Genomic DNA, 25476 nt, shown 5'->3' on the forward strand with positions numbered 1-25476 from the left:
CGATGAAGGCGGTGAACGTTTGCGATGAAATCACGTTTGGCAAACCCAGGAAAACGCGCGCTGTTTGCGGCGGCGACCGCTCTGGCACTGTGCTCCGCTCTGCTCGCTTGGCCCGCGGATCCGATCTCCGCTGCGACGCCAACGCAGCCAACGACGCAATCGGCGACAAGCCTGTACATGTCCAACTGGACGGATTCCATGAATATTTGGATGGCAAGCAAGCTGTCGCAGAACGATACCGGCACGTACGGCCCGCGCATCGGCGAAATGCGAATCAGCAATGACTTCAATACGAACCAGATCAAAGATTACTCGGGATTTTTCCGCGACGAAACGCATTCGGTCAAGTACGATCAAATTCATAACTTCAATGCCCAGGCGTATTACGACGACGGGGGCATTTTGCGGACGCAGTATCTCGACTACAGCGGCTCCAATATGCCGGTTACCGTGACCAAAGATTTCGCGATGGTGCCGAATCAAAATTTTACGGTAGCGACCTATACGTTCACGAACAGCAGCGCGAGCGCCGTCGACTACAACCTGCTGGAGCAAATCCATGTCAACAACAAAACCCTCGGCGGTACGAACAATACGAATACCGGCTCCTACGACAGCGCCAGAAATTTGCTTATCGTCAACATGTCCGGCTCGGGACAATATTATGTCGCTTTAACCGCGCTGCAGCCGATGGACGGCTATCAAGTCGCCAACGATACGGTATCGGATACGGCGCGAAACGACGTCGCGGCCTGGTACACGTTCGATAGCAACGGCACCGTCAAAAACAACGCCAGCGTCACGGCAGCCGACATCAGCGTAGCGTTCCAGAAGCGGTTTACGATTCCGGCGAACAGCTCTATCAGCTTGTCCTTCGTCGCCACTGTGCGGGATACGCTGGCCAATGCGCAAAGCGCCATCGACACCGCCCGCGCGCAGACGGCCTCGTACTGGTTCACGCAAACCCAGAATGCCTACGCCAACTGGCTTGGCGGCGGGCAAACCGTCAATTTCGCCGACGGCGGCATCAACGAAACGTACAAACGGGCACTGATCGCGATTAAAAATTCGATCAACCCCGTAACCGGAGCGATGCCGGCCGCTACGAACCCGATCGCTTACGGCTACAAAGTATGGATCCGCGACAGCGCCGTCACCGCAATGATCCTCGATCAGGCAGGCTTTCATGCCGACGCGGAGAAATATTGGTACTGGCTGAAAGACCGGCAATCGGCCGACGGCAGCTTCAAAACGACGTTCAACCTGTGGGATAGCTCCTATGTATCTTTCGTCGAGCCGGAGAACGACTCCGTCGGCATTTTCCTGATCGGCGCGTACTTGCATTACAAGCTGACCGGGAGCTCGACGTTCCTCAATACGATTTGGCCTTATTACAAAAAGTCCGCCGACTTCGTATACAACTACATCGGCTCCGACCCTTATGGCTTCGGCCAGCCGGACGCCAGCATCTGGGAGGAACAGACGGAGTACAACACGTTCACCCAGTCGCTGTACGCGGCCGGGCTCGACGCCGCTCAGTACATGTCCCGCGCGCCGGACAGCCGTCTCTTGCGGACAATTACAACGGCGTGTCCGGCAAAATTCGGACCAACATCAACAAAAACGATACGTGGAGCCCGCCCGGCATGTGGAATTCCGCGAACGGTTATTTCAACCGGGCCGTCACGACGGGCGGCGGTACGAACACCTTGGTCGACTCCTCGTCCGACGCCGCTATCGTATACGGCATGATCGACGCCCTGTCTTCGCGCGCCAGCAGCCATATCAGCACGATTTTGTCGCATCTCCAACACGACGGCTACGGCGTAGCCCGGTACGACGGAGACACATTCTACTATACGTCGCCGTACAGCCCCGCCGGCAACGAAGCGCAAAGCGACGAGCCATCCTGGCCGCAAATGAGCGCTTACGTCGCTCTCTACAATATTTACAAAGGCGATCTGACGACGGCGCTAAGCTATTTGCAATGGATGGTATCGCGTTCAGGCGTCGGCTACATGGCGCCCGGCGAAGCGGTGTCGCGCATCACGCTCAAGCCGCTGCCGAGCACGATGATCGAGCCGGTGACCGCGGCCTGGTTCGTGCTGACCGCCCTGGCGTACGAAGGCAAGGCGGACATCCGCATCACGCCTCCGCAGTATAACGTGGGAGCGTTTAAGACGATCAACGTAACGTCGACCGTCGCGAACGATTTGCCGCAGTACAGCAACGTTCCTTACTATTTGGACAACAACGGGAGCGTTTCCGGTTCCGGCGATACGGACATTCAGCGCGTATACATCAGCAACGATGCCAGCAATCTGTATATCCGCATTAAAAATATGAGCGGCCACCTGTCCGCGTACAATACGGCCCCCAAATTCGGAGTGAATGTGTATGCGGAGGATTACAAGCACGGCACCGCAGCGTCTTTGCCGACGGCCATGTACGGCGGCGCTCTGGACCATGCGGCGCAGTATATGATCGGCCGTTGGAGCGACAGCAATAACTATGCCGTCTTTAAAGTGTCGGGCGGCGCCTGGACGTTCGACCATTTTATCACCGGCGTTATTGCTCCGCAGTGGGACCCGAATACGGGCAACATCGAGATGGTGATTCCCCTGTCCGAATTGTCCAGTGCCGGCTCGGCTGCAACCGGAGACTTCTCCAACTTGACGGTATCGTTAGTGCGTCAGAACCCGTCTACGTCGGTGTGGTCCGAAGACGATATGCAAGCGGTTCACGACCGGATTATGACGAGCGGCGAAGCCTGGTTCTACGGCAACGTGGAATAAAAGGTCCGCGAAACCGCTCTTGGAAAAAGAACCGGCACTCAACCTTTCAACGGGTTGAGTGCCGGTTTTTCTATCGTTGCACCGCTGCCGTACAGCACAGAATTTGCTCCAGCGCCGAGGCCAGATTCCGCTCCGCGTCCCGGCTGTACCGCTCCGCCCGCCAAGCGACGAAGCCGTCCGGCCGCACCAGTACGGCGCCGTCCGACGTTAGCCGGTAAGCGTCCAGACACCGGTCGTCCCGATCGACGAGATCGTGGTCCGGCCCGACCAAATATACGTTGATGACGATTCCCAGCCGCTCGGAGGCGCATTCCGCAGCGCCGTCCCATGCCACGCCCTCCGGCCCGGCAAGCAGCACGAAGTTCCTTCCGAACAAATCGAGCGTCGAGCGCCTTTCGCGGTAAACTTCCACCCACGCATGCGGAGCGCGCGTGCCCGGCCGCCCGTCGAGCGCCAGTTCTCCGTCCGGTGTTACGCGTCCGTTGTCCTGTTCGATAACCGCCTTGGAAGCATAGCGATAGCCGAGCGTTGCAACAAGATGGCCCGCCGGCGTCTCGGCTCCGCTTGATAGCATCCCCGTATCCGCGATAAGACCCGCTTGCTTCACCGTATATTCGGCTACCGGATGCCGCTCTTCTTGATACGTGTCCAAAAGCGCAGAGCCTGCCGGGCCATCCAGCACCGCCGCCAGCTTCCAGGCTAAATTGTGAACGTCCTGGACGCCCGTATTCGCTCCAAAGCCGCCCGAGAGCGGCATCACATGCGCCGCATCGCCGGCGACGAAAATTCGCCCGTCCCGAAACCGCTCCGCTACCCATTCCGCAACTTCCCAAGGCAGCACGCTCAAAATCCGGATATCCAGACCGGGAATTCCGAGTGCTTTGGCCACAAGCACCCGGCAGCGCTCCGGCGGGTAGTCCTCAGGCGTTTGCCCGGCGGCCGGATCGCAGGACACGCGAAAACACCACCGGTCGCTGTTATTGACGGCGACGAGCATCCCGCGCGCTTCAGGATGCGTAATGTTGCAAATGCTGAACTCCTTGCCCCGCACAATTTCGCTGAGATCCGCCTGAAAATAAATATGGATGTAGTGCCCGCGCGAACCGCGGCCTGTCATCGGAATGCCGAGGGCCCGGCGAATCTGGCTTTTTGCCCCGTCGGCGGCAATCATGTACTCGGCCCGAATCGTTTGCTGCTCTCCGGTCGCGCGATTTTCCAGGATGGCCGTTACGCCCGAATCGTCCTGCACGAAAAATTTCAGCTCCGTATGGAAGCGCAAATCTCCCCCTTGCCGGCGGGCCGCCTCAAGCAAAATGGGCTCAACCGCATCTTGCGTACAGAGGTTTCCGCTCGTCGGGCTTACGTCCGCAAGCTTGGCGAAATGACCCGTCATTAGACGCGCTCCTTCCGGCACATGGTTTGCCGCCAAGTCCAAATCGGCAACGGAAAGCGTCTCGGCCGTGTAAATATCCGTGCTATCGGTTAAAGCCGCGCCGGCTTCCCGAATCGCCTCTTCGAGACCGAGCTCCCGGAACAGCTCCATCGTTCGCACGTTAAACCCGCGGGCTCCCGGATGAATGGACGTTCCGCCGCGCCGCTCTGCCAGCACGTATGGGATTTCGTGCTTGCCCAGAAATAAAGCGGCGGATAGCCCCACAAGCCCTCCCCCCACGATCAGCACCGGAATCGATTCATATGCCATGACGACAGCTCCTCTCCATTTCCGTCTCTCTTTCATACGGTTTCCTGCCATGAATTTACATCGCCAAATTAAACTGAATGTAAATTCGCCCGGTCCGTTTTGGACCGAACTTCAAAACAGGGCTTCGTAAAGTGAAACTTTTGACAGCTCCTTACGTCTAACATTTGAAATATTTACCACATATTGCGATGGGAAGTGGTTGGAGGATGAAATTGCGAGCAATCTGGATGGCGGCATTAATAGCGCTGACCATGGCTGGTCTGCTAGGCAAACCTGCCGGTACTTCGGCCGATTTCATGGCACAGGGTCCGTACTCCCCCGATGGTTTGCGCATTCCCGGCACTATAGAGCTTCTGTCGGATACGGCATACTATCCTGCCCAAGATACTCCCGACGACGAGCCTGAAGGCTGGTTTGCCCCGCAAACCGTCAAAGTCATCGAGACCTATGGCGCTTGGTCCATCGGAGCCGCAAACTGGAAAATCGAAACGATGTTCGGTCCCCGCTGGATTCGCCCGAAGCCGTGGGAAATCGACATAGCCCCGCCCGAACGCATCGTGCTGCTGGCGGATACGCCGCTTTACGGCAAAAAGAGCGAGCGGGGCGGTCCGGTAGCGACTCTTGCCCCGCAAGAAGTTGAGGTCGCAGGCGCAGAGAAGCAGTGGTTCTATACGAACGATCCGTCCAGCAAAGCGTGGATTCAGATTCGCACGTCTTGGATGGGAGATTTGTGGGCGCATATCCCGGTCAATCAGATCGGAACGATTCAAGCCGTAAACAAAACGGTTTACTACAACGGATTGTCGGGAAACAAGGAGCTCGAGGCAGCTGTCCATCCGGAACGCGCTAAGCCCGACTACGCAACTCCGGGCGAGACCCGCGTCATTAAACAATATACTACCATCTATGACCGTTACTTTTTGGTGGAGACGGAGCAAGGCCCCCTTTGGACATGGCAAAACGGCGTGGCCATCGCGCCTGCGGACGAGACGCTCGATGTCGCCGCCGAAATTCCTTTATTTAGCGAGCCGGCAAACAAAGAGCTGGCCGTAATTTCCGGCGAGAAGGTTGCCGTTTTTGAGAAAATTACCCAGCCGTTATGGTACGGAAGAGGCCCTTACGAGATTTGGCATTTTAGCAGCTGGTACCATGTGAAAACATCGAAAGGAACGGGATGGATCAATCTGCTTTACGGAGAGCCCGCGGATGCGGTAAAAGTCCACTGGAACATATCGATTCACGGCGACCGCATGCTGATGCGCTATCCGGGTGTACCTTATACTTCATCGGCTTTATTGCTCCGCAATCAGGAAGCGGACGTAAACGCCGTATGGACATTGCCGGACGGCACTATATGGCTGGCTGTAACCGCAGAAGGACATAAAGGCTGGATTCCGTTCCATATATGGGACCAAGACCGCCTCTTGGATCTTGATGCAGGCACCGAACTGCAAATCCAAGCCCAGTATCCGCAGCAGCTTGCGATCCAGGCCGATAGCCGGGGCATTTTAACGCTGGATCAAGATATTCGCACAGGCTATGCTAAGGAAGGCGTTGACGTCTTGAACCTAAAGGCCGTTGCCGAGAAGTTGGGATACAAAGAGACCAGTGCGGATAACGAGCGGAGCGCCGTCCGTTACGGCAGGGGGGATTATTCCTTTGTGTTGCATAACGGGAAATCGAGCGCCGAAATTTACTGGAAAGATGTTTTGGAGAAGACGGTAGCTCTCGGCAGCGCGCCGGCGCAGCAAGAAGGCGAGTGGTATTTGAGGCAGCCTGACGTCAGGCAGTTATTCGGCCTGTCTCCGATCCCTTGGTCGGGGCATGCCCTTTACGAAGGAAGCTATACGGTCGAACTCGGGAAGTTGCCCGCCAAAATAACCGGAGGTTCAGCTCAGCTTCATGCCTTTCTTTACGACAGTCAGGTTTCATGGAAACAGAAAAACTTGAAGGATGCGCTGCAACCGCGGCTGACTATTGAAGAAAATAACGACCTCGGCGGCAACGGCCATGCCTCTTCGATCGAAATTTTCCCTGCCGGCAAACCGGTTACGGACGATACAGTCACCCAGTTGTACCGGCTGAACGCTTCCAGGCCCCTCGCTCCCGGCGCCCACGACCTGAGCCTTGTTCTGCGCGTAGGCGAAAGGATCGTGTGGAAGCAGCTTGGCATGTGGACGTGGAGTAAAATGATTCGGGCGAAAGAAGAAGCTGGCGTACCGGCTTCTTCTTTTATGCCTTCACATAAGCATGACTTGCTTTTGGAAAATAAATCTCCGTTATACCATTTGGTTGCAACGAATCATTGAATGTTTCAAATCTGGCTTTCACTACATCCAGCTCGTATTTCTTCTGATTTTCCCGGTCGCAAAAAAACTGCCAAAAGGAACAAATGTGTTTCTCTTCGAATCTGAAAACCACATACTCTTCGTCAGGAAGATTTAAAGAAACCATCCCGTCAGGAATTTCTCCGAGCTGCGTTACCATCAATCCTACTGTCATTTTTGATCCATTATCGTGAATCACCATATAGGTATTGCCATCTAAGGTTTGTCCCATTATTTCGTTTCTTCTGGCTGCAAGTGTTGCAAAAAGCCGCTGTTCATCTTCATAAGATTGAGGTAATGGATTCTGCAAACCAATAAAACTTCTTTCCTTGAATTGCTCCGTCCTAATAGTCCAAAGCGTTTCCATGTTCACAGCATTTTGTCCGGTCATACGCATCACCTTTCTTATGATTTTTCTTCACAGCGAATACTTGCAATAAGGAGTTCAGGAGGATTCAGCGACTAAGCAACTCCGATGCCAGTTCTCGCGCATAGCTTAATATTTGCGTGCGTTCCGCCCGCCCCTCAATTTTATTGACCATTTGCAATGCCGTTTCAAAGTTCATAACGACTCTGCCAGTTGTTTCAAAGCCTTCCGGTATTGGCACAAAGCTATCTACCCTTGCAAGCACGAATACAGTATATGTATCTGTTTCTGTCCAATACCAACATGCAAACGGGATTCTCTCTGGCTTTAATAGGATTCCGGCTTCTTCAACCGCTTCCCGATTTAAAGCTTGGTCAATATGTTCGCCAGCTTCGATTCGTCCGCCAACCGTAGTTAAAACCTGCTCATTCCTATCCCATACCATGACAATCGAACCGTCATCTAGTAGAGGCACGCTGTGTACCCCTGCAATTGTTTTATCCGTAGGAAGTTCATCGATCCTTCTTAACACCGGAATCCCCCCTTACCAATAAATTACCATAAAAGGAATTAAATCACGACGCCAAACTCTCGAGCAATCGGTACGAAACCGTTCGACAGCACAAACGAGAAGGACCGGCCATATCGGCGGTCCTTCTCGTTTTGCTTATGCGGCCACGTCGCGGCGGGTGAAGACGAGCCAGGACAGCGCATTGAAAATGATAAAGTATACCGCCAGCACGGTAATCGAGAAGCCGAGCGTCATTCCTTCGGCAAGCGGACGGCCGGCCAGGTACGGGGTCAAATCCGTATTGGCAAACAGGAAGTATTTGCCGACGTCCGGATTCAAGCTTATTAGCAGCATCGTAATCGGCTGACTAAGCAGCATCAGGAACAGGCTGAGGCCTACCGCCAGCACGGAGCTGCGGAACACGGACGAGATCATGAAGGCCAGCGTGACAACCATGATAAGCTCGACTACCTTCAAGCCGTAGGCGGCCAGCACATTGAAAACGAGAACCCCTTCCTTCACCGCGCCGCCGGCATCCGTCGTCAGACTCGGCGCCGACCAGCCGCTAAAGCTGTAGATCACGCCGTTAATCAGTACGGACGAGGCGAAAAGCACGACCAGCAGAAACAGGGCGAACAGCATGGTGGAGATATACTTCGAGAGCAAAATTTTGGCCCGCGTCGCCGGCCGAATGAGCAGCAGCTTGATCGTCCCCCATGTAAATTCGGCAGCGACGACATCGGCTGCGGCGATGACGGTGAACAGCGTGACCATCATGACGAGCGCCGATACGCGCTGCACACCGCCCCACATCGTGGCTTCGGTCGGCGGAATATCGTGCTCGAGCTGATACTTCGTGATCGCCAACCTTTCCTGCAGCTGCTTGTGGATCGGCGCCGGCAGCTTCTCGTCGCCGGAAAGCTGCTGCTGCAGCGACTGCGCCTGCTGCTGCAACTCCGGCCGCCACTCGCGGTGCGGGTTGCCGGAGGACATCTTATCGTAGCGCGAAATGAACGAAACGAGGAAACAGAACAGGATCAGCATGGCTACGAGCACCCATGTCCGGATCCGGCAGTAAATTTTCATATTTTCGTTGCGGACGAGATTAAGCAATCGAATCCCTCCCCGTTATTTCCAGAAACTTGTCCTCGAGCGATTTGGTGACAGGCCGGATGCCCGAAACGCGGATGCCGGCGCTCACGAGCGCGGCATTCACGTCGGCGATCCGCTCCCGCTCCACCGTTACGAGCAAGCCGCCGGAGACCGACGGGTCGGGCGAAGCCTGCGCCTCGATCGCAGCGGCCCGTATCGTCCGCTCCGCTTCTGCCAGCTGGCCGGGCTCGATCTCGAACAAAACTTTTGCCGCCCCTTCTTCCTTCACGAATTCGCCGATATGGCGCACGTCGATGAGCTTTCCGGTCTGCATGACGGCAATGCGGTCGCACATCAGCTCCATTTCCGAAAGCAAGTGGCTGGAGACGATGACCGAGATGCCTTCCTCCCGCGCAAGCCGCCGCAAATGGTCGCGCAGCTCGCGGATGCCGGCCGGGTCAAGGCCGTTCGTCGGCTCGTCGAGGATGAGCAAGGACGGCTTGTGTAGCAGCGCTTGCGCCACGCCGAGCCGCTGGCGCATGCCGAGCGAGTACGTCCGCACCTTCTCGTCGATACGGTTTTCCAGCCCGACGAGGGAAATCACCTCGCGGATGCGGGCTTCGGATACGCCGGGCGTCATCCGGGCAAAATGCACGAGGTTGCGGTAGCCGCTCAAAAATTTGTACATTTCCGGGTTCTCGACAATCGCCCCGACGCGCCTGATCGCCTGCTCGAAGTGAGTGCGGATCGAGCGGCCTTCGATGATAATTTCCCCTTCGGTTATCGACATAAGGCCTACCATCATCCGGATTGTCGTCGTTTTGCCAGCGCCGTTCGGGCCGAGGAGGCCGAACACTTCGCCTCTCGGGACATCGAACGAGATGCGGTCGATGATCGTTTTGAAGCCGATGCGTTTCGTCACGCCGCGCAGCTGCACGACCGGTTCGTTGTTCACTTCGACTCTCTCCTTGTCTCTTGCAAACTTGTTCATGCTCTCATCTTATCCTAATTTCATAGTATGAAACCAGTGAGCGGGGTCACGTTGCCGTCATAAGCTTGCCGAACGAAGGACACGTGTCGGGGCAACCGGTCATGCGCCAGTCATATGCGGCGTATGACCGTTTTCACTAGGCGGTGCGAATCGATTCGGTTACAATAGGAGCAGCAACCTGCGGAGACGGGATACGTCTCATTTTTGAACCAAAGAGGGGCACTGGACATGATCGAACGGCGCAATTGGCATTGGGTCGACTGGATGCTGCTGTCCGTGCAGACGGCATGGTTTCTGATCGGCGTCATTTACGCTTTGCTGGACCCGTCGGTTTTCGGCACGTTGCCGGTGTGGGCGGGGATTGCGCTTATGCTTGTCGGCACTGTTGCCGCGGTCGGGTTTTGGCGGCCCGGTTATGTCAACATGTTGTGGCTGCCCGTCGTCATCCTGCTGACGCTCGGTTCGCTGCAGCTCATGATCAGCGCTAGCTCCGGCAAAGCAACGAGCATCTTGTTCGCGCCGCTCATGCTTGTCGGATTTCTCGCTCACCGGCGGACGATGTGGTGGACATTGCCGGTATTCGTGTTCGGCTTCCCGGCAGCGAATTATTTCGTCTTCCACGTCCATGCGAACGTGTTATACGCTACCGAAGATTTTTTAAGCTATCTGATGGGCTACGGCATCGGCTTCGCGCTCGGGCGGCTGCACCGGACCCAAGAAAAGACGGGGCGGCTGCTGGAAGAAAACCAGCGGCAATACACCCTCATCCGCCAGCAAAATAAAGCGCTCGAGCAGTACGCCAGCCGCATCGAGGAGCTGACGCTGCACGCCGAGCGCAACCGTGTGGCGCGGGAGCTGCACGATACGGTCGGGCATACGTTTACTTCGGTGATCATGGGCATGGATGCGGTCTCGTATCTCATCGATGCGTCACCGGAAAAGGCGAAGCAGCAGCTTGAGAAGCTGCGGACGATAACCCGCAACGGTCTTGAAGAAGTGCGCCGCTCGATTCACCAGATGGCGCCGCAAGACGACGACGGCCTTCTGTCCGAGCAAATGATGCGATTAGCGGGCGAATTTGCCGTGCAGACCGGCACGACCATTCGGGTCGAACCGTTCGGCGCCGAATACGAGATGCCGCAGCAAATGCGGTGGACACTGCTGCGCTGCCTCCAGGAGTCGCTCACGAATGCGAAGCGGCACGGAGAAGCGTCCGTCGTGAACGTAACGCTGTCGTTCGAGCCGAACTTCGTCGAGCTCCGCGTCGAGGACGACGGCATTGGCGCAGACAAGCTGGAGACCGGCTTCGGGCTGACGGCGATGAAGGAGCGGCTGCAGGCGCTGCACGGCCAGCTGTTCGTCAGCTCGGAGCCGGGCCGCGGCACGATTGTAGTATGCCGCATACCGGTCGCCGTCGCTTCGGCGGCAGGCGAAACGGCAGCATTGCCGAGTGTCTCCGAAACGGGCGGCGGAAGCGGCAGCGAGTACCAATGAGAGGAACGGCCGGGGTCGTCCTTTGCGGCGGGGCCGTTTTCCGCTGCGCGATGTGCGCGTAGAGGCGTTGCAACTTTTACTTGCCGGTGGAGATGATGGTGGTATGAAGAAGGAGGGGCGGTATGAAGGACATTAAGCTTATGCTTGTGGATGATCAGGATCTCATCCGCGAGAGTCTGCACATCGTGCTCGACATGGATCCGGACATCGAAGTGACTGCGCTGGCCGAGAACGGAAAAGCCGCCGTTGATCTATGCCGGGAAAAGCAACCCAACGTCGTACTGATGGACATTCATATGCCTGTCATGGACGGCGTGGAGGCAACGAAACGGATCAAGACCGAGTGGCCGCACATCCGCGTCATTATTTTGACGACGTTCCAGGAAGTCGGCTATGTCGTGGAGGCGCTCGGCGCAGGGGCGGAAGGGTATTTGCTGAAAGCGATCCATCCGAAAGATTTGATCGCGGGCATCAAGTGGGTGCATCGCGGCGGCACGCTCATCCCGCAAGATATTGCCAAGCTGCTCGTCGATCAGGCCCGATCCGGAAATGGCGGAGGCAGCGGAAGCGGCGGCACCGAGACGGCCGACCCCGTCCGGCACGACGCTTACGGCCTCAGCGAGCGCGAAATGCAAGTGCTGACCTGTATCGCGCAAGGGCTCAACAACAAGGAAATCGCGGAGAAGCTATTTTTGTCCGAAGGTACGGTCAAAAACTACATTTCCAACATTTATTCGAAAATGGACGTCCGCGACCGTATCCAGGCAACCCGCAAAGCGCAGGAGGAAGGGATGCTGTAGGACGGCGGCGCGAGGTCGGAACGAGGTGTGGATGCTGTAGGACGGCGACCTGAGGTCGGATCGACGTGTGGATGCGGCGGTGAGCGGTATTAGGATGGCGCGGGGCTGAGGCGGGTCTGGGGCGGGAAATGCGTGCAGCTGCCAGAACGCCGCCGTTCCGTTATGCGCTTTTGCGACAATTAGGGCTCTTATTCGAAAATGGGCGTCCACGAGCATATCCAGGCATCCCGCAAGACGCAGGAGGAATAAATGCGGTAAGACGGTAGCGCGAGGTCGGAGCGACGTGTGGATGCGGCTGTGAGCGGTGTTAGGATGGCGCGGGGCTGAGGCGGAAATATGTGCAGCTGCCAGAACGCCGCTGTACCTTTGATATGTATCAGCAAAGCGCTTTTCTGTTATGCGCTGATCGGCGGGCTTTCTTCCTTCGTTAGCGGAACGGCGTTCCGCTATGTGCCGATTCGGGGGCTTCTTCTTTCGTTAACGGAACGTCGTTCCGTTATTTGCGGGTTCGGGGGCTATTCTTCACCCGTTAGCGGAACGCCGTTCCGCTATTTACCCGCTCGGTGTTCGCAGAACACCATTCTAGCACCAGTTTCACTCGAATAAGGTACCGTAGTTCCGCTATTACTGGGAAATTTCCGGGAAATAGCGGAATAACGGAACACCGTTCCGTTATTCCGCAACCCTTTCTACTTGGGGGCGTACAGGGGTCGGTCTGAGGTTCTACCAAACTCTACTCAGCCTCCAATGTGGTTCTACTATACTGAGCTTCTACTGTGGTGCTACTGTGGTGCTACTGTGGTGCTACTGAGCTTCTACTGAGCTTCTACTGAGTTTCTACTGAGCTTCTACTGAGTTTTCTACCAAGCTTCTACTGAACTTCTACTGAACTTCTACTGAACTTCTACTCAACTTCTACTCAACTTCTACTGAACTTCTACTGAACTTCTACTCAACTTCTACTGAACTTCTACTGAACTTCTACTGAGCTCCTACTGTGGCTCTACTAAGGCTCTACTTAGAGAAGCTCTACTGAAGCTCTACTGAAGCTCTACTGAAGCTCTACTGAAGCTCTACTGAAGCTCTAGTGAAGCTCTAGTGAAGCTCTACTGAAGCTCTACTAAGGCTCTACAAAGGCCAAGCGAATGGCGCGTGCAGCCCTCGAATGTTCTCGTCCCCTTCCTCATCCTGGCAACGCATGTGCACCCCGGCCGTATTCGCCCGTAGCGGCGCATGCCGTTCATCAAGCAAAAGCGACCGTCCTGCTGCGAGACGGCCGCTTTCGTTGTATCAGTCACATATTGCCGGCTTGTCCGGATCACGTCCGTACTCGAACATGAGGCGAATTTGGGACTCCGTATTGCGATCGACGGAGAGCTTCGGCAGCTCATTGTCCGCGAAGAAGCGCACGTCGCTTGTTTCCAAGCCAGCCGTCGCCGCACCGCCAACAATCTCGCACTGGATAAATATTTTGTAAATGTAGGAGGGAGACGGCGAATGAGGATGGCGCTTCTTGTCCAGTACGGCCAAGAGACGCACCGGGCGCACCTCGAATCCCGCTTCCTCACGCGTTTCTTTCACCGCCACCTCGCTCGGCGTGCAGCCGATGTCGGCCCATCCGCCTGGGAGCGACCAAGCGCCGTCCATCTTCTCGCGCACCATGAGGAGGCGCCCGCCCTGAAACACGACAGCGCGAACGTCCACCTTCGGCGTCGCATAACCTGTCTCATGTGCGAACAGCTCGCGTACGACCGCCATGTCCGTACCGGTAAAATCGGACATAATGCGCACGCTGATCTCGCGAATCTGTTCAAACCGTTCCCGATCGTACACGTCTTTGGAGTAAGTCAGCCCGGTCTGCGCGATCGCCTGCAGCTCCTGGGCAAGCTTCAGCCATTCGTATTTCATGTCGGCACCGCCCCGTTGTCATGGATGAAAAAGCTTCGCGAACAACCCCTTCTTTTCCGGTTTCCGGTGCCGGGCTGAGCGGGGGATAAGAGCCGTAGCGCCGGTTGCCGATACAGCTTGCGCATTTGCCGACGCTGCCGCTTTCGCGTCGGCGGGCTGCACCGTTGCTGCCCCCACAGGCACTCCCGTTGCCACACCTACCGGCAACACCGTCGCCATACCCTCACGACGCTGCCGCTTCCGCACCGACCGACTGCACCGTTGCTGCCCCCGCCGGCACCCCCGTTTCCGCCCCTGCCGTCTCCGCACCAGCCAAATCGCCAACACCTCTTGGCGCTGCGGCTAATCCAGCCGCAACGCCTCTACGGCCCAGCTGCGGATCGGCTGCGGCCGACACCTCCCGCTCCGCGGGCAGCTCAGGCAACCGGGCGTCTTCGACGACAATCCTCCTCTCGGCTGCAGGCAGCTCGTTTCCGCAAGCAACAGCGAGCTCGGCGCGCAAACGCCCGACCTCGCCTTCGAGGGAAGCGACGCGGACGGTCAACGTCTTCACAACGTTTGCCATAGCTTGCAGCAGTTCGGCTTCTTGCTGCAACGCGAACGGCTGCGCCAGTCCCGGCAGCTCCGCCGGCATACCGGAGCCGCCGGCGTCAGGCTCGTTCTGCGACGGTGCGAGCAGCGCTTTCATTTCTTCTTCGGACAGCTCCAGATTCCAATCCATACTCCGTACCTCGCAGCTAGGATAGTATTTTCATTGTATCGGATTCGCCAGCAAATGGAAACGAATAAAAACGTTGGCGCTTCGACAACCGTGTCGAGCGCCAACGTTTTGTGGCGCAGAGGCAGTCCCTCCGTTACGGCAAATTGGTCGAGCCCATCAGGAACCGGTCGACTTCGCGCGCCGCCTCGCGGCCCTCATTGATCGCCCATACGACAAGGCTCTGACCGCGCCGCATATCGCCGGCGGAAAAGACGCCCGGCACGTTCGTCGCGAACTTGCCGTACTCCGCCTTGGCGTTCGACCGCTCGTCGCGCTCGACGCCGAGCTGCTCCAGCACCGTTGGCTCCGGCCCCATGAAGCCCATCGCCAGCAGCACGAGCTGCGCCGGGTATATTTTCTCGCTGCCCGGCACCTCGACCGGCACGAAGCGGCCGCTGTCGCCCTGCTTCCACTCGATCTTCACCGTGTGCAGCTCCATCACGTGCCCGTTCTCGTCGCCGACGAATTTTTTCGTCGAAATGAGATACTCGCGCGGATCTTCGCCTTGCAGCGCAGCGGCTTCTTCCTGGCCGTAGTCCATCTTGTACACGCGCGGCCATTCCGGCCATGGATTGTTCGGTTGGCGCGCGAGCGGCGGCTTCGCCATAATCTCGAACTGCGTCACCGACTTCGCCTTATGCCGCAAGGAAGTGCCGACGCAGTCGGTGCCGGTGTCGCCGCCGCCGATGACGATAACGTCTTTGCCTTCCGCGCTGATGAACGCCCCGTCTTCGTGTCCCGAATCGAGCAAGCTCTTCGTATTCGCCTTCAGAAATTCCATCGCCAAATGGATGCCCTTCAGCTCGCGCCCTTCGATCGGCAGATCGCGGCCCTTCGTCGCGCCGCCGCACAGGACGATGGCGTCGAATTGCTCAAGCAGCTGCTGCGCCGGAATGTGTTTGCCGATCTCCGTCCCGTCACGAACGTGACACCTTCGGCAGCCAATAGATCGACCCTCCGTTGTACATACTTCTTGTCGAGCTTCATATTCGGAATGCCGTACATGAGCAACCCGCCGACGCGGTCCGCGCGCTCGTACACCGTGACGGTGTGCCCCGCCTTGTTGAGCTGCGCCGCGCAGGCGAGCCCGGACGGGCCGGAGCCGATGACGGCCACCTTCTTGCCGGTGCGCACCGCCGGCGGCTCGGGCTTCACCCAGCCTTCGGCAAAGCCGCGGTCGATGATGGCCTTCTCGATGCTTTTGATCGTTACGGGGGAGCCGTTCAGCCCGACTGTACAAGAGCCTTCGCAAGGAGCCGGGCAGACGCGCCCCGTAAACTCGGGAAAATTGTTCGTCTTATGCAGCCGGTCGAGCGCCTCGCGCCATTGACCGCGGTACACGAGATCGTTCCACTCGGGAATCAGGTTATGAATCGGACAGCCGGCCGCCATGCCGCTGATCAGCTTGCCCGTATGGCAAAACGGGATGCCGCAGTCCATGCAGCGCGCGCCCTGCTCGCGCAATTTTCCCTCGGGAAGCGGCTGGGTGAATTCGTTCCAATGGTTCACGCGCATGAGCGGGGCCGCTTCTTGCGCAAGCTCGCGTTCATATTCCATAAAGCCGGTCGGTTTTCCCATCTTCGCTTCGTGCCTCCTCCGTTCGTCAGTTGCCGCCGACGCGCGCGACGTCGCGCATATTTTCCTCGAAGGCGACCATGAACGCTTGCTGCTGGCCGAGGCCGGAGCGTTTGGCCCGCTCGATCGCTTCGAACATCCGCTTGTAATCCTTCGGAATGACTTTGACGAATTTCCATACGTATTCGTCCCAGTGCCCCAGCACCCGGTGCGCCACTTCGCTGTCCGTATACGTCGCGTGATGCTGGATCATCGTCTTCAGCTCGTTCATCTCGTACGCTTCCTCCAGCTGTTCGAGCAGCACCATCTCGCGGTTGACGCGAGCCGGGAAGGAACCGTCCTCGTCAAGCACGTAGGCGATGCCGCCCGACATGCCGGCCGCGAAGTTGCGTCCGGTCCGGCCGAGCACGACGACGCGTCCGCCGGTCATATACTCGCAGCCGTGATCGCCGACTCCTTCGACGACCGCCCGCACGCCGGAGTTGCGGACGCAAAACCGCTCGCCGGCCACGCCGCGAACGTACGCCTCGCCGTCCGTAGCCCCGTAAAAGGCGACGTTGCCGATAATGATGTTATCCTCCGGCACGAACGTCGCTTGGACCGGCGGGAACACCACCAGCTTGCCGCCGGACAATCCTTTACCGAAGTAGTCGTTGGCGTCCCCTTCCAGCGACAGCGTTATCCCTTTCGGCACGAACGCGCCGAAGCTCTGCCCGGCCGAGCCGTTAAAATGAATCCGGATCGTGTCGTGCGGCAGCCCCTCCGCCCCGTACCGGCGCGTCACCTCGCTGCCCAAAATGGTGCCGGCGACGCGGTTCACGTTGCGGATCGGCAAAATGGCGTGCACATGCTCGCCGCGCTCCAGCGCCGGCTCGGCAATCGCCAGCAGCTCCTTCACGTCGAGCGAACGGTCGAGCCGGTGATCTTGCACGATTTGACAGAAGCGGCCCACGTCGTCCGTAACGTCCGGGCGGTGCAGCAGCGGCGACAAGTCGATGCCGCGCGCCTTCCAATGCGCGATCGCCTGTTTCGGCTCGAGCACATCGGTGCGCCCGATCATCTCCTCGACCTTGCGGAAGCCGAGCTCGGCCATCAGCTCGCGCAAGTCCTGGGCGACGAACCGCATAAAATGGACAACGTGCTGCGGATCTCCGGTGAATTTGGCGCGCAGCTCCGGATTTTGCGTGGCGACGCCGACCGGGCACGTGTCGAGATGGCAGACGCGCATCATGACGCAGCCGAGCGCAATGAGCGGCGTCGTCGCGAAGCCGAACTCCTCCGCGCCGAGCATGGCGGCGATCGCCACATCGCGGCCGGTCATCAGCTTGCCGTCCGTTTCGACGGCGATCCGCGAGCGCAAATTGTTGAGCACGAGCGTCTGATGCGTCTCGGCCAGCCCGAGCTCCCACGGCAAGCCGGCGTGGCGGATGCTCGTCTGCGGCGAGGCGCCCGTGCCGCCCTCGTAGCCGCTGATCAGGACGACGTCGCTTTGCCTTTGGCGACGCCGGCGGCGATCGTGCCGACGCCGACTTCGCTGACCAGCTTGACGCTGATCCGCGCCCGCGGATTGGCGTTTTTCAAATCGTGAATCAGTTCGGCCAAATCTTCAATCGAATAAATGTCGTGGTGCGGCGGCGGCGAAATGAGCCCTACGCCCGGCGTCACGCCGCGTACTTCGGCGACCCACGGGTACACCTTCGGCCCCGGCAGTTGCCCGCCTTCACCCGGCTTGGCGCCCTGCGCCATCTTGATCTGAATCTCGTCGGCGTTGACGAGATAGTTCGACGTGACGCCGAACCGCCCCGACGCCACTTGCTTGATCGCGCTGCGGCGCAAATCGCCGTTCGCGTCCGGCACGAACCGGTTCGGATGCTCTCCGCCTTCGCCGGTGTTGCTTTTGCCGCCGATGCGGTTCATCGCGATCGCCAGCGCTTCGTGCGCCTCTTGCGAGATCGAGCCGAACGACATGGCGCCGGTCTTGAACCGTTTTACGATCGCTTCCACCGGTTCCACCTCGTCCAGCGGTACAGGGGTCCGGCCTTCCTTGAAGGCCAGCAGCGAGCGAAGGTTCAAATGCTTGTCGTTCTCGCGCCGGATCAGCTTTACGAACCGTTTGTATTCGTTGTAGTTGTTCGTCCGCACCGCCGACTGCAAAGCGTGAATCGTCTCCGGCGTGTACAGGTGCTCCTCTCCCTCGCTGCGCCATTGCAGCTCGCCGCCGGCGTCGAGCACGGGATCGCGTCCCGCCTGCGGGGAGTAGGCGCGCCGGTGGCGAGCCAGCGTCTCCTCGGCGATTACGTCCAGGCCGATGCCTTCCACCCGCGAAGCCGTCCACGTAAAATACTTGTCGATCACGTCCGAATTCAGCCCGACCGCCTCGAAAATTTGCGCTCCGCGGTAGCTCTGGATCGTCGAGATGCCCATTTTGGCCAGCACCTTCACAACGCCCTTGGTCACCGCTTTGATATAGTTGTAGCACGCTTTCTCGTGATCGATGCCGGTCAACAGCCCTTGCCGGATCATATCGTCCAGCGACTCGAACGCCAGGTACGGGTTGATAGCGCTGGCCCCGTAGCCGAGCAGCAAGGCAAAATGATGCACCTCGCGCGGCTCGCCCGACTCGAGAAGCAGCCCTACCTTCGTGCGCGTGCCGGCGCGGATAAGGTGGTGGTGCAAGCCCGAGACGGCTAGCAGCGCGGGAATAGCCGCGTACTCCGCATCGACGCCGCGGTCGGACAGGAGCAGCAGCGTCGCCCCATCCTCAATAGCCCGGTCGGCGGCGGCAAACAGCCCGTCAAGCGCCCGCCTCAGTGCCGCCGCCCCGTCCGCCGCGCGGAACAAAATCGGCAGCGTCGCCGTGCGGAACCCTTCGCGCTCGATATGGCGCAGCTTCGCCAGCTCGTCGTTGTCCAGCACGAACGATTTCAGGCGAATATGGCGGCAGCTCTCCGACTCCGGCTTGATCAAATTGCGCTCCGGGCCGACCGTCGTCCCCTGCGCCGTAATAATCTCTTCGAAGTTGGCGTCGATCGGCGGATTCGTCACTTGCGCAAACAGCTGCTTGAAGTAGCTGTACAGCAGTTGCGGCCGGTCGGACAAAACCGCCAGCGGAGCGTCCCAGCCCATCGAGCCGACCGGGTCGACGCCGATCCGCGCCATCGGCTCCAAAAACTTGCGCAGCGCCTCGAACGTGTAGCCGAACGCCTGCTGCCGCTGCAGCACTGTAGCGTGATCCGGCTCCGGCACGTGCGGCGCTTCCGGCAACTCCTCAAGCGAGACGAGGTGCTCGTCAAGCCAGGCGCGGTAAGGGTGCGCTGTGGCGATTTGGCGCTTGATCTCCTCATCGGAGATGATGCGGCCTTGCTCCGTGTCGACGACGAGCATACGCCCCGGGCGCAGCCGGTCTTTGCGAAGGATGCGCTCAGGCGGAATGTCGAGCACGCCGACTTCCGACGCGAGGACGATCAAATCGTCCTTCGTCACGTAGTAGCGGGACGGGCGCAGCCCGTTGCGGTCGAGCACGGCGGCGATCGTCCGGCCGTCGGTGAACGCCATCGCCGCCGGGCCGTCCCATGGCTCCATCAGGCAGCTGTGGTACTCGTAGAACGCTTTCTTTTCATCGTCCATCGTTTCGTGCTTTTGCCACGGCTCCGGAATCATCATCATCGCCGCGTGCGGCAGCGAGCGGCCGGAGAGCATCAGAAACTCGAGGCAGTTGTCGAACATTTGCGAGTCCGAGCCTTCGCTGTCGATGATCGGCAGCAGCTTTTTCAAGTCATCCTCGAACAGCTCGGATTCGCACAACGCCTGGCGGGCATGCATCCAGTTGACGTTGCCGCGCAGCGTGTTAATTTCGCCGTTGTGAATGAGGTATCGGTAAGGATGCGCGCGTTCCCAGCTCGGGAACGTGTTCGTGGAGAAGCGGGAGTGTACGAGTGCCAGTGCGGAAGCGACTGCCGGATTTTGCAGCTCGAGGAAGTAAGCGTCTACCTGTTCCGGGGTCAACATGCCTTTGTAGACGATGGTGCGGCTCGATAGGCTGGAGAAGTAGAACGGCGCCTGGGGATGCGCCTTGCGCACTTCGTTCTCCGCCAGCTTGCGGATGGCGTACAGCTTGCGCTCGAACGCCAGCTCGTCCTTGCCAAGATCGAGTGAAGCGTTTTTGCCGATGAATACTTGCGAGACGTACGGTTCGACCGACTTCGCGACGTCGCCGAGCAGCGCGTTATCCGTCGGCACTTTGCGCCAGCCGAGCAGCGTCTGGCCGCACCCCGTCACGTGCTGCTCGACGATGCGCTCGCACGCTTCGCGCGCTTGCGGCTCTTGCGGCAAGAACACCATGCCGACGCCGTATTCGCCGGCGGGCGGCAGCTGGATGTGCTGCTCTCGGCACGCCTCGCGGAAAAACGCGTCGGGAATTTGCAGCAGGATGCCCGCGCCGTCGCCCGTATTCGTCTCGCTGCCCTGTCCGCCGCGGTGATCGAGATTGCACAGCACGCGCAGTGCCTGGCGCACGATGTCGTGCGACTTCGCGCCTTTCATGTTGGCGACAAAGCCGATGCCGCAGGCGTCGTGCTCAAATTGCGGGTCGTACAGACCCTGTTTCGGGGGAATGCCGTTCTTCCTCATGTCCATGTCCGCCAACAATCTCCTTATCTGTAAAATCTGTCGCCGTGGAGCGTATTGCTAAGTTAAAGCGTTAAAATCTATGACTATGACGTTAAGCTGGGAGCGAGATGTCCTGCATCTTGCTCGCCGTTACTTCTCCAGCTTTACGCCTAGAGCGAGAAGGCCAAAACCTTTCTACGGCTCTACCAACGACACACAGATTACGCCGTCCTTCGGGACGCGCGCATTAACCGTACGCATCAGCCAATGTTTAGGCGCAACTTATACACGATGATGGAACGAACGAATTGTCATAATATTGTCTATTATCTTAACATTCGCAAACGCTTACTTCAACGAAAAAAAGGCGCCGAACCGCGAGAATTTCAGGCTGCCCTGGCTCGAGAAAGTATAGCTGAGCTGCGGAACGGGAAGGCGGGTCTCCGGCCTCGCCCACACTCGTATTCCCTCGAATTTGAAAGCATGTGGGCAACACAAGTTCAAAGCCGCATGCTAACGAAGCGAAGCTTGCTGCGCAAAACTTGTAGCTCACAAGGCCTACTCTCCGCTCCGCCTTTTTCGGCAGCCTGGACCAATTTCCCGATGGTGAACGCCGCATTCGATAATGTGTATGCAGCGGCACTGCGAAACATTCGTCTAGTCTGAGGATGCGTATGTTCCTCCGTCGGGAAAAAGGGGGAAATGTTGATATTTGTCGAATTTTGACGTTTTAACAACAAATTTTGTGACAAAAGTCTGTTGTAATTTACCGATTTTTGTCGATAAAATGGTTGTGTGGGAAAAACGGCCTATCCGACGATTGCATCGGACGTAAAACTACTGTTCTATGGAAGCTATTCAATTATCGCCATGAGTGCCTAACGTAGGGGTGAGAATGTGATTGAACATCTGGACGACTACTTGCCATCTCTCTTTGCGTATAATCCGGACCCGTGCTATGTGCTCAACATTCAAGGATGCTTCATCGGTTTTAACGAAGCAGCGCTCAAGCTTACCGGATATGCCCACGATGAACTGCTTGGCATGCACTACCCCGATCTCCTGACCCCTTATCAAAAATACGATGTTCACAGCGCTTTCCGGCAGGTTGTTACGGAAGGAATCAAAGTGGATAGCGAAGTAACGATCTATAACAAGTCCAAGGAATGCATTGAGCTCAGCATTACCGCCATGCCGGTGAGGATCGACGGACGGATCGCCGGTTTGATCGGCATCGCGAAGGACATCACCCGGCGCAACCAGTTGGAACGGACGCTCCTGAAGACGCAGGCGCATCTGGCCAACATTTTCGAGTCCCTGGAAGTGTGTTTGTGGTCGCGGGATGCGAAAACGAACGAAACGCAAATTTCGCCTGCTTGCGAAGCCATTTACGGCTATCCGCAAGAAGCGTTTGTCCGCGATCCGGATTTATGGAGGAAGGTTATCCATCCGGACGACCGGCCGCATGTGGAAAAACGCCAACGCCTCCTGTTGCGAGGCAAAAAAATCAGGTACAAGTACCGCATTTGCCGCCGAGACGGTACCATTCGCTGGGTTGACGATTATACCGTGCCGGTGCCGGGGCCGCTTGGCGATATCGTCCGCGTCGACGGAGTCATCACCGATATTACGGAGCGAAAAAAAACAGAGGACCGTCTCTATAGACTCGCGTTTCACGATGCGCTCACAGGTCTCCCCAACCGCAGGCTGATCAAGGACTTGCTGCGCACGGCCATCTCGCATGCGGAGCGAAAAAAGCAGCGCGTTGCCGTCATGTATCTCGATCTCGACGGATTCAAGTTCGTTAACGATTCGCTCGACCATGCGCTCGGAGACCGCGTGCTGCAAATGTTCGCCAAACGGCTCCGCCGCTGTGTCCGGGCTAAAGATCACGTCGGACGAATAGGCGGCGACGAGTTCGTCGTGATTTTGGAAGAAACCACCGAGCTTGTGCTCGCTGAAGTAATCATCGCCATTATAAAGGCAATAGCGAAGCCTTTCACCATACATAAGCAAGAGTATACGATGACAACCAGCCTCGGGATCAGCTTTTATCCCGAGCACGGCGGCGACGGCGAGACGCTTTTGAACCGGGCGGATCAGGCGATGTATCTCGCCAAAGAGAACGGAAAAAACAAGTTTGAAACGTGGGGCGACGACATTTCCTGCAAGCTGCAGCGGCGGGTATCGCTTGAGCAATGGCTGCGCAAAGCGCTGCAATACGGAGAGTTCGAGCTTCATTACCATCCGATCGTGAACGTGGCGACGGGGAGCGTGATCGGCACCGAGGCGCTCATTCGCTGGCATCACCGCTCCGGCTCCATTTCCCCGCTCGAGTTCATTCCGGTCGCCGAGCAAACGGGGCTCATCGTGCCGATCGGCGAGTGGGTGCTGCGCACCGCATGCGCCCAAAACAAGCTGTGGCAAGATCAAGGGTTTTCGTCGCTGTTCGTATCCGTCAATTTGTCCGTCCGTCAGCTCGAGCAGGATCATTTGATCGACACGATCCGGCAAATTTTGGACGAGACCGGGCTCGATCCGCGTTTTCTTCATATCGAAATTACGGAAAGCACGGCGATGACCAACGTCAACCAGGCGATCCGCATGTTAAAAGAGATGAGCGATATCGGCATCTCCATTTCCATCGACGATTTCGGCACAGGCTATTCATCGCTTAGCTATTTGGAGAAATTCCCGATACATACGATCAAAATCGATCAAACGTTCATCCGCACAGGCCAGCTCGCTATCATTCGAGCCATTATCGCCATGGCGCGCAGCCTGAACTTGAACGTCATTGCCGAAGGCGTCGAGAACGAGAGCCAGACCGTGCAGCTGCATGAGCTGGGCTGCTCCGACATGCAAGGGTTTTTATTCAGCCTGCCCGTATGCCCGCAAGAGCTGGAACCGTTTCTGCGCTGCAACTACTATACCGAGGCTACTCTTGCCTTCGAATGACGCCGCTTATGCAAGAGGAAACGGCTTAGGATTCCTTTAAGGCAGGCGTGTTTCCCGAAGAAATAGAAGCTTCGTTATAGAGCCCTGCGATTTATTGGCTTATTTTGTCAAATATCCCCGTTCCACCGCTTCGCGCACCATGCGCTGCGCGTAGTCCCAGAGCGCCTGCGAGCCGTCCTCGATTACGCGGTTGCGGGCAAGAACGCGCTCGGAGGTAATGCCGTTCTCGCGCCACGACTGGCCTTTGTTGTGAAAATTGAGCAGCATCGGATGCAGCCGGTCGAGCGCCAGCGCAAACTTCGCCTCTGCCGTTTCGTGCGCCTCGAACTCGTGCCACAGCGCCATCAGCTCGTCCCTCTGGTCGCCCGGGAGCAGGCCGAACAAGCGGTTCGCCGCCTTTTGCTCGCGCTCCTCCTTGTCCTCGTGCCCCTTCTCGTCGTACGCGAACGTGTCGCCGGCGTCAATCTCCACAACGTCGTGGACGAGCAGCATTTTCAGCACGCGGCCGAGATCGAGTCCACGCGCATCGGCATGCTCCGCCAGCACGATGGCCATGAGCGCGAGATGCCACGTGTGCTCGGCGTCATTTTCGTAGCGGTCCGTCCCCAGCACCCGCGTTTTGCGCAAAATGTTCTTCAGCTTGTCCAGCTCGATAATGAAGCCGATCTGGCGTTCCAATCTGTCTGTCATGGGCAGCCTCTCCTCTTCTTGTTGAAACGGTTATGTGAGCCGCAGCTCTTCGTGCGTGCACAAGCCTTGCTCCAGCGCCTGCCGGCGAAGGACGAGATAGAGCTCCGCCTGGGTGGCGTTGACGTACGGCAGGACGAACAGCACGCCCACGCCCAACGCCAGCAGGCCGAGCAAATACCAGCCGAGAAACGACAGGTCGAGCACGAACATATTCCATTTGTGTCCGAACGTCATTCGCCGGCTCAGTTCGATGGCGCGCTCTTTGCCGATGTGCGGATTGTCGGCGAGAATGTACGGCACCATGCTGTAGGAGTAAGCTTTGACGATGCCCGGCACAATCAGCAGCAAGTACCATAAAAAGTTGTAAACGCCGCGAAGCAGCATCGCTTTGATGACAAGCCAGTACGTCGTCTTGTTGAACGCGTACCCGAGATGGTTCAAATCCGCTCCGTCTGTGGCTGCCTGCTTGAAATAGCGGCGTCCGCTTACCTCGAGCGGAAATCCGAGAAAGATGCGGAACGCCAGCGCGAACAACAGCGCCAGCACCAATATGACCGCAAAGATGATGATGAACACAGGGAGCAGGCCGTTCCAATCGATGCCCCCGCCGCCGCTTATGCCGCTCGGCGCGCCGCCTCCGCCCGTACGAAAATTGAAGTTAAACGGAGCTCCTTTGGCGCTCCCGCCGGCAAACAAAACGGCCAGGCTGGCAAGGAATGCTTTCCAGTACGATACCTTGAGCACCGCTTTGGCTCTCGATTTCAGTTCCGCTCTCGTCCACATGGCGATTGTTGTCCCCTTCATCGTGAATTTGATCTTATGCGCGTTTATGATATAGGAGCAGCAACGCTTTCAGCACAGCGATGGAGACGAAGATCATAGCTGCCTGCATAAGCAC

Annotated in this window: 15 protein-coding genes and 2 pseudogenes; 6 read left to right on the forward strand and 11 right to left on the reverse strand. The window is 57.9% G+C overall.

From position 1 onward, the window contains the following. Nucleotides 1-24: 24 nt before the first annotated feature. Nucleotides 25-1752, forward strand: a complete 1728-nt coding sequence (locus tag SD70_RS19900) for a glycoside hydrolase family 15 protein (protein WP_052487672.1) — start codon at nucleotides 25-27, stop codon at nucleotides 1750-1752. Then, nucleotides 1647-2795: a hypothetical protein gene (locus SD70_RS33690; RefSeq protein WP_052487673.1), complete on the forward strand. Its 1149-nt coding sequence runs from the start codon at nucleotides 1647-1649 to the stop codon at nucleotides 2793-2795. The genes SD70_RS19900 and SD70_RS33690 overlap by 106 nt, the downstream gene beginning before the upstream one ends. Before the next feature lie 70 nt (nucleotides 2796-2865). Here SD70_RS33690 and SD70_RS19905 read toward each other — a convergent pair whose 3' ends face one another. Further along, on the reverse strand, nucleotides 2866-4497 hold the full coding sequence (locus SD70_RS19905) for an FAD-dependent oxidoreductase (protein ID WP_052487674.1): 1632 nt from the start codon (nucleotides 4495-4497) through the stop codon (nucleotides 2866-2868). Between the two features lie 206 nt (nucleotides 4498-4703). On the opposite strand from SD70_RS19905, the gene SD70_RS19910 reads away from it, so the two are divergent. Continuing rightward, entirely contained in the window at nucleotides 4704-6806 is a 2103-nt protein-coding gene (locus tag SD70_RS19910) for a hypothetical protein (RefSeq protein ID WP_041049264.1), read from the forward strand. Here SD70_RS19910 and SD70_RS35075 read toward each other — a convergent pair. From SD70_RS35075 to SD70_RS19925, 4 genes are all read right to left on the reverse strand, one after another. After that, nucleotides 6730-7215, reverse strand: coding sequence for a GyrI-like domain-containing protein (locus tag SD70_RS35075; protein WP_082053511.1), 486 nt, complete (start codon nucleotides 7213-7215; stop codon nucleotides 6730-6732). The two genes, SD70_RS19910 and SD70_RS35075, sit on opposite strands and share 77 nt — an antisense overlap. A 64-nt stretch (nucleotides 7216-7279) precedes the next feature. Further along, the gene (locus SD70_RS19915; RefSeq protein ID WP_041049265.1) at nucleotides 7280-7723 is read right to left on the reverse strand and encodes an NUDIX domain-containing protein; all 444 of its coding nucleotides are present in this window, start codon (nucleotides 7721-7723) and stop codon (nucleotides 7280-7282) included. Nucleotides 7724-7858: 135 nt separating this feature from the next. Beyond that, on the reverse strand, nucleotides 7859-8815 hold the full coding sequence (locus tag SD70_RS19920; protein WP_041049266.1) for an ABC transporter permease: 957 nt from the start codon (nucleotides 8813-8815) through the stop codon (nucleotides 7859-7861). Continuing rightward, a complete protein-coding gene (locus tag SD70_RS19925) occupies nucleotides 8808-9785 on the reverse strand; it encodes an ABC transporter ATP-binding protein (protein ID WP_197081089.1) in 978 nt (325 codons plus the stop codon). Before SD70_RS19925 ends, SD70_RS19920 begins: the two co-directional genes overlap by 8 nt. A gap of 204 nt (nucleotides 9786-9989) precedes the next feature. Between SD70_RS19925 and SD70_RS33695 the strand changes: the two genes are divergently transcribed. After that, the gene (locus SD70_RS33695; RefSeq protein WP_197081090.1) at nucleotides 9990-11279 is read left to right on the forward strand and encodes a sensor histidine kinase; all 1290 of its coding nucleotides are present in this window, start codon (nucleotides 9990-9992) and stop codon (nucleotides 11277-11279) included. A 122-nt stretch (nucleotides 11280-11401) separates the two neighbouring features. Beyond that, nucleotides 11402-12079, forward strand: a complete 678-nt coding sequence (locus SD70_RS19935) for a response regulator transcription factor (protein ID WP_041049268.1) — start codon at nucleotides 11402-11404, stop codon at nucleotides 12077-12079. Between the two features lie 1290 nt (nucleotides 12080-13369). On the opposite strand, the gene SD70_RS19940 is transcribed toward SD70_RS19935, so the two are convergent. The 4 genes and pseudogenes from SD70_RS19940 to gltB form a co-directional block, all read right to left on the reverse strand. Next, entirely contained in the window at nucleotides 13370-13987 is a 618-nt protein-coding gene (locus tag SD70_RS19940) for an NUDIX hydrolase (RefSeq protein WP_041049269.1), read from the reverse strand. 223 nt (nucleotides 13988-14210) lie between these two features. Then, entirely contained in the window at nucleotides 14211-14708 is a 498-nt protein-coding gene (locus SD70_RS19945; RefSeq protein ID WP_041049270.1) for a hypothetical protein, read from the reverse strand. 133 nt (nucleotides 14709-14841) lie between these two features. Then, nucleotides 14842-16325 (reverse strand): annotated as a pseudogene (locus tag SD70_RS19950) (glutamate synthase subunit beta). 25 nt (nucleotides 16326-16350) lie between these two features. Beyond that, nucleotides 16351-20951: pseudogene (gltB, locus tag SD70_RS19955) on the reverse strand (glutamate synthase large subunit). A gap of 876 nt (nucleotides 20952-21827) precedes the next feature. On the opposite strand from gltB, the gene SD70_RS19960 reads away from it, so the two are divergent. Then, on the forward strand, nucleotides 21828-23888 hold the full coding sequence (locus tag SD70_RS19960; RefSeq protein WP_052487676.1) for a bifunctional diguanylate cyclase/phosphodiesterase: 2061 nt from the start codon (nucleotides 21828-21830) through the stop codon (nucleotides 23886-23888). Between the two features lie 99 nt (nucleotides 23889-23987). Here SD70_RS19960 and SD70_RS19965 read toward each other — a convergent pair whose 3' ends face one another. Both SD70_RS19965 and SD70_RS19970 read right to left on the reverse strand, forming a co-directional pair. Continuing rightward, nucleotides 23988-24578, reverse strand: coding sequence for an HD domain-containing protein (locus SD70_RS19965; protein ID WP_041049271.1), 591 nt, complete (start codon nucleotides 24576-24578; stop codon nucleotides 23988-23990). Between the two features lie 30 nt (nucleotides 24579-24608). Continuing rightward, the gene (locus SD70_RS19970) at nucleotides 24609-25382 is read right to left on the reverse strand and encodes a DUF975 family protein (RefSeq protein ID WP_197081091.1); all 774 of its coding nucleotides are present in this window, start codon (nucleotides 25380-25382) and stop codon (nucleotides 24609-24611) included. Nucleotides 25383-25476 lie beyond the last annotated feature (94 nt).

The sequence above is a fragment of the Gordoniibacillus kamchatkensis genome (assembly GCF_000829455.1).
Taxonomy (GTDB): Bacteria; Bacillota; Bacilli; order Paenibacillales; family NBRC-103111; genus Gordoniibacillus; species Gordoniibacillus kamchatkensis.

Coding starts and splice junctions, on each gene's coding strand:
- SD70_RS19970 (WP_197081091.1), bottom strand. CDS start 25,382: ATGAAGGGGACAACAATCGCCATGTGGACGAGAGCGGAACTGAAATCG.
- SD70_RS19905 (WP_052487674.1), bottom strand. CDS start 4,497: ATGGCATATGAATCGATTCCGGTGCTGATCGTGGGGGGAGGGCTTGTG.
- SD70_RS33690 (WP_052487673.1), top strand. CDS start 1,647: ATGTGGAATTCCGCGAACGGTTATTTCAACCGGGCCGTCACGACGGGC.
- SD70_RS19900 (WP_052487672.1), top strand. CDS start 25: ATGAAATCACGTTTGGCAAACCCAGGAAAACGCGCGCTGTTTGCGGCG.
- SD70_RS19925 (WP_197081089.1), bottom strand. CDS start 9,785: ATGAACAAGTTTGCAAGAGACAAGGAGAGAGTCGAAGTGAACAACGAA.
- SD70_RS19940 (WP_041049269.1), bottom strand. CDS start 13,987: ATGAAATACGAATGGCTGAAGCTTGCCCAGGAGCTGCAGGCGATCGCG.
- SD70_RS19965 (WP_041049271.1), bottom strand. CDS start 24,578: ATGACAGACAGATTGGAACGCCAGATCGGCTTCATTATCGAGCTGGAC.
- SD70_RS19945 (WP_041049270.1), bottom strand. CDS start 14,708: ATGGATTGGAATCTGGAGCTGTCCGAAGAAGAAATGAAAGCGCTGCTC.
- SD70_RS19910 (WP_041049264.1), top strand. CDS start 4,704: ATGAAATTGCGAGCAATCTGGATGGCGGCATTAATAGCGCTGACCATG.
- SD70_RS35075 (WP_082053511.1), bottom strand. CDS start 7,215: ATGACCGGACAAAATGCTGTGAACATGGAAACGCTTTGGACTATTAGG.
- SD70_RS19935 (WP_041049268.1), top strand. CDS start 11,402: ATGAAGGACATTAAGCTTATGCTTGTGGATGATCAGGATCTCATCCGC.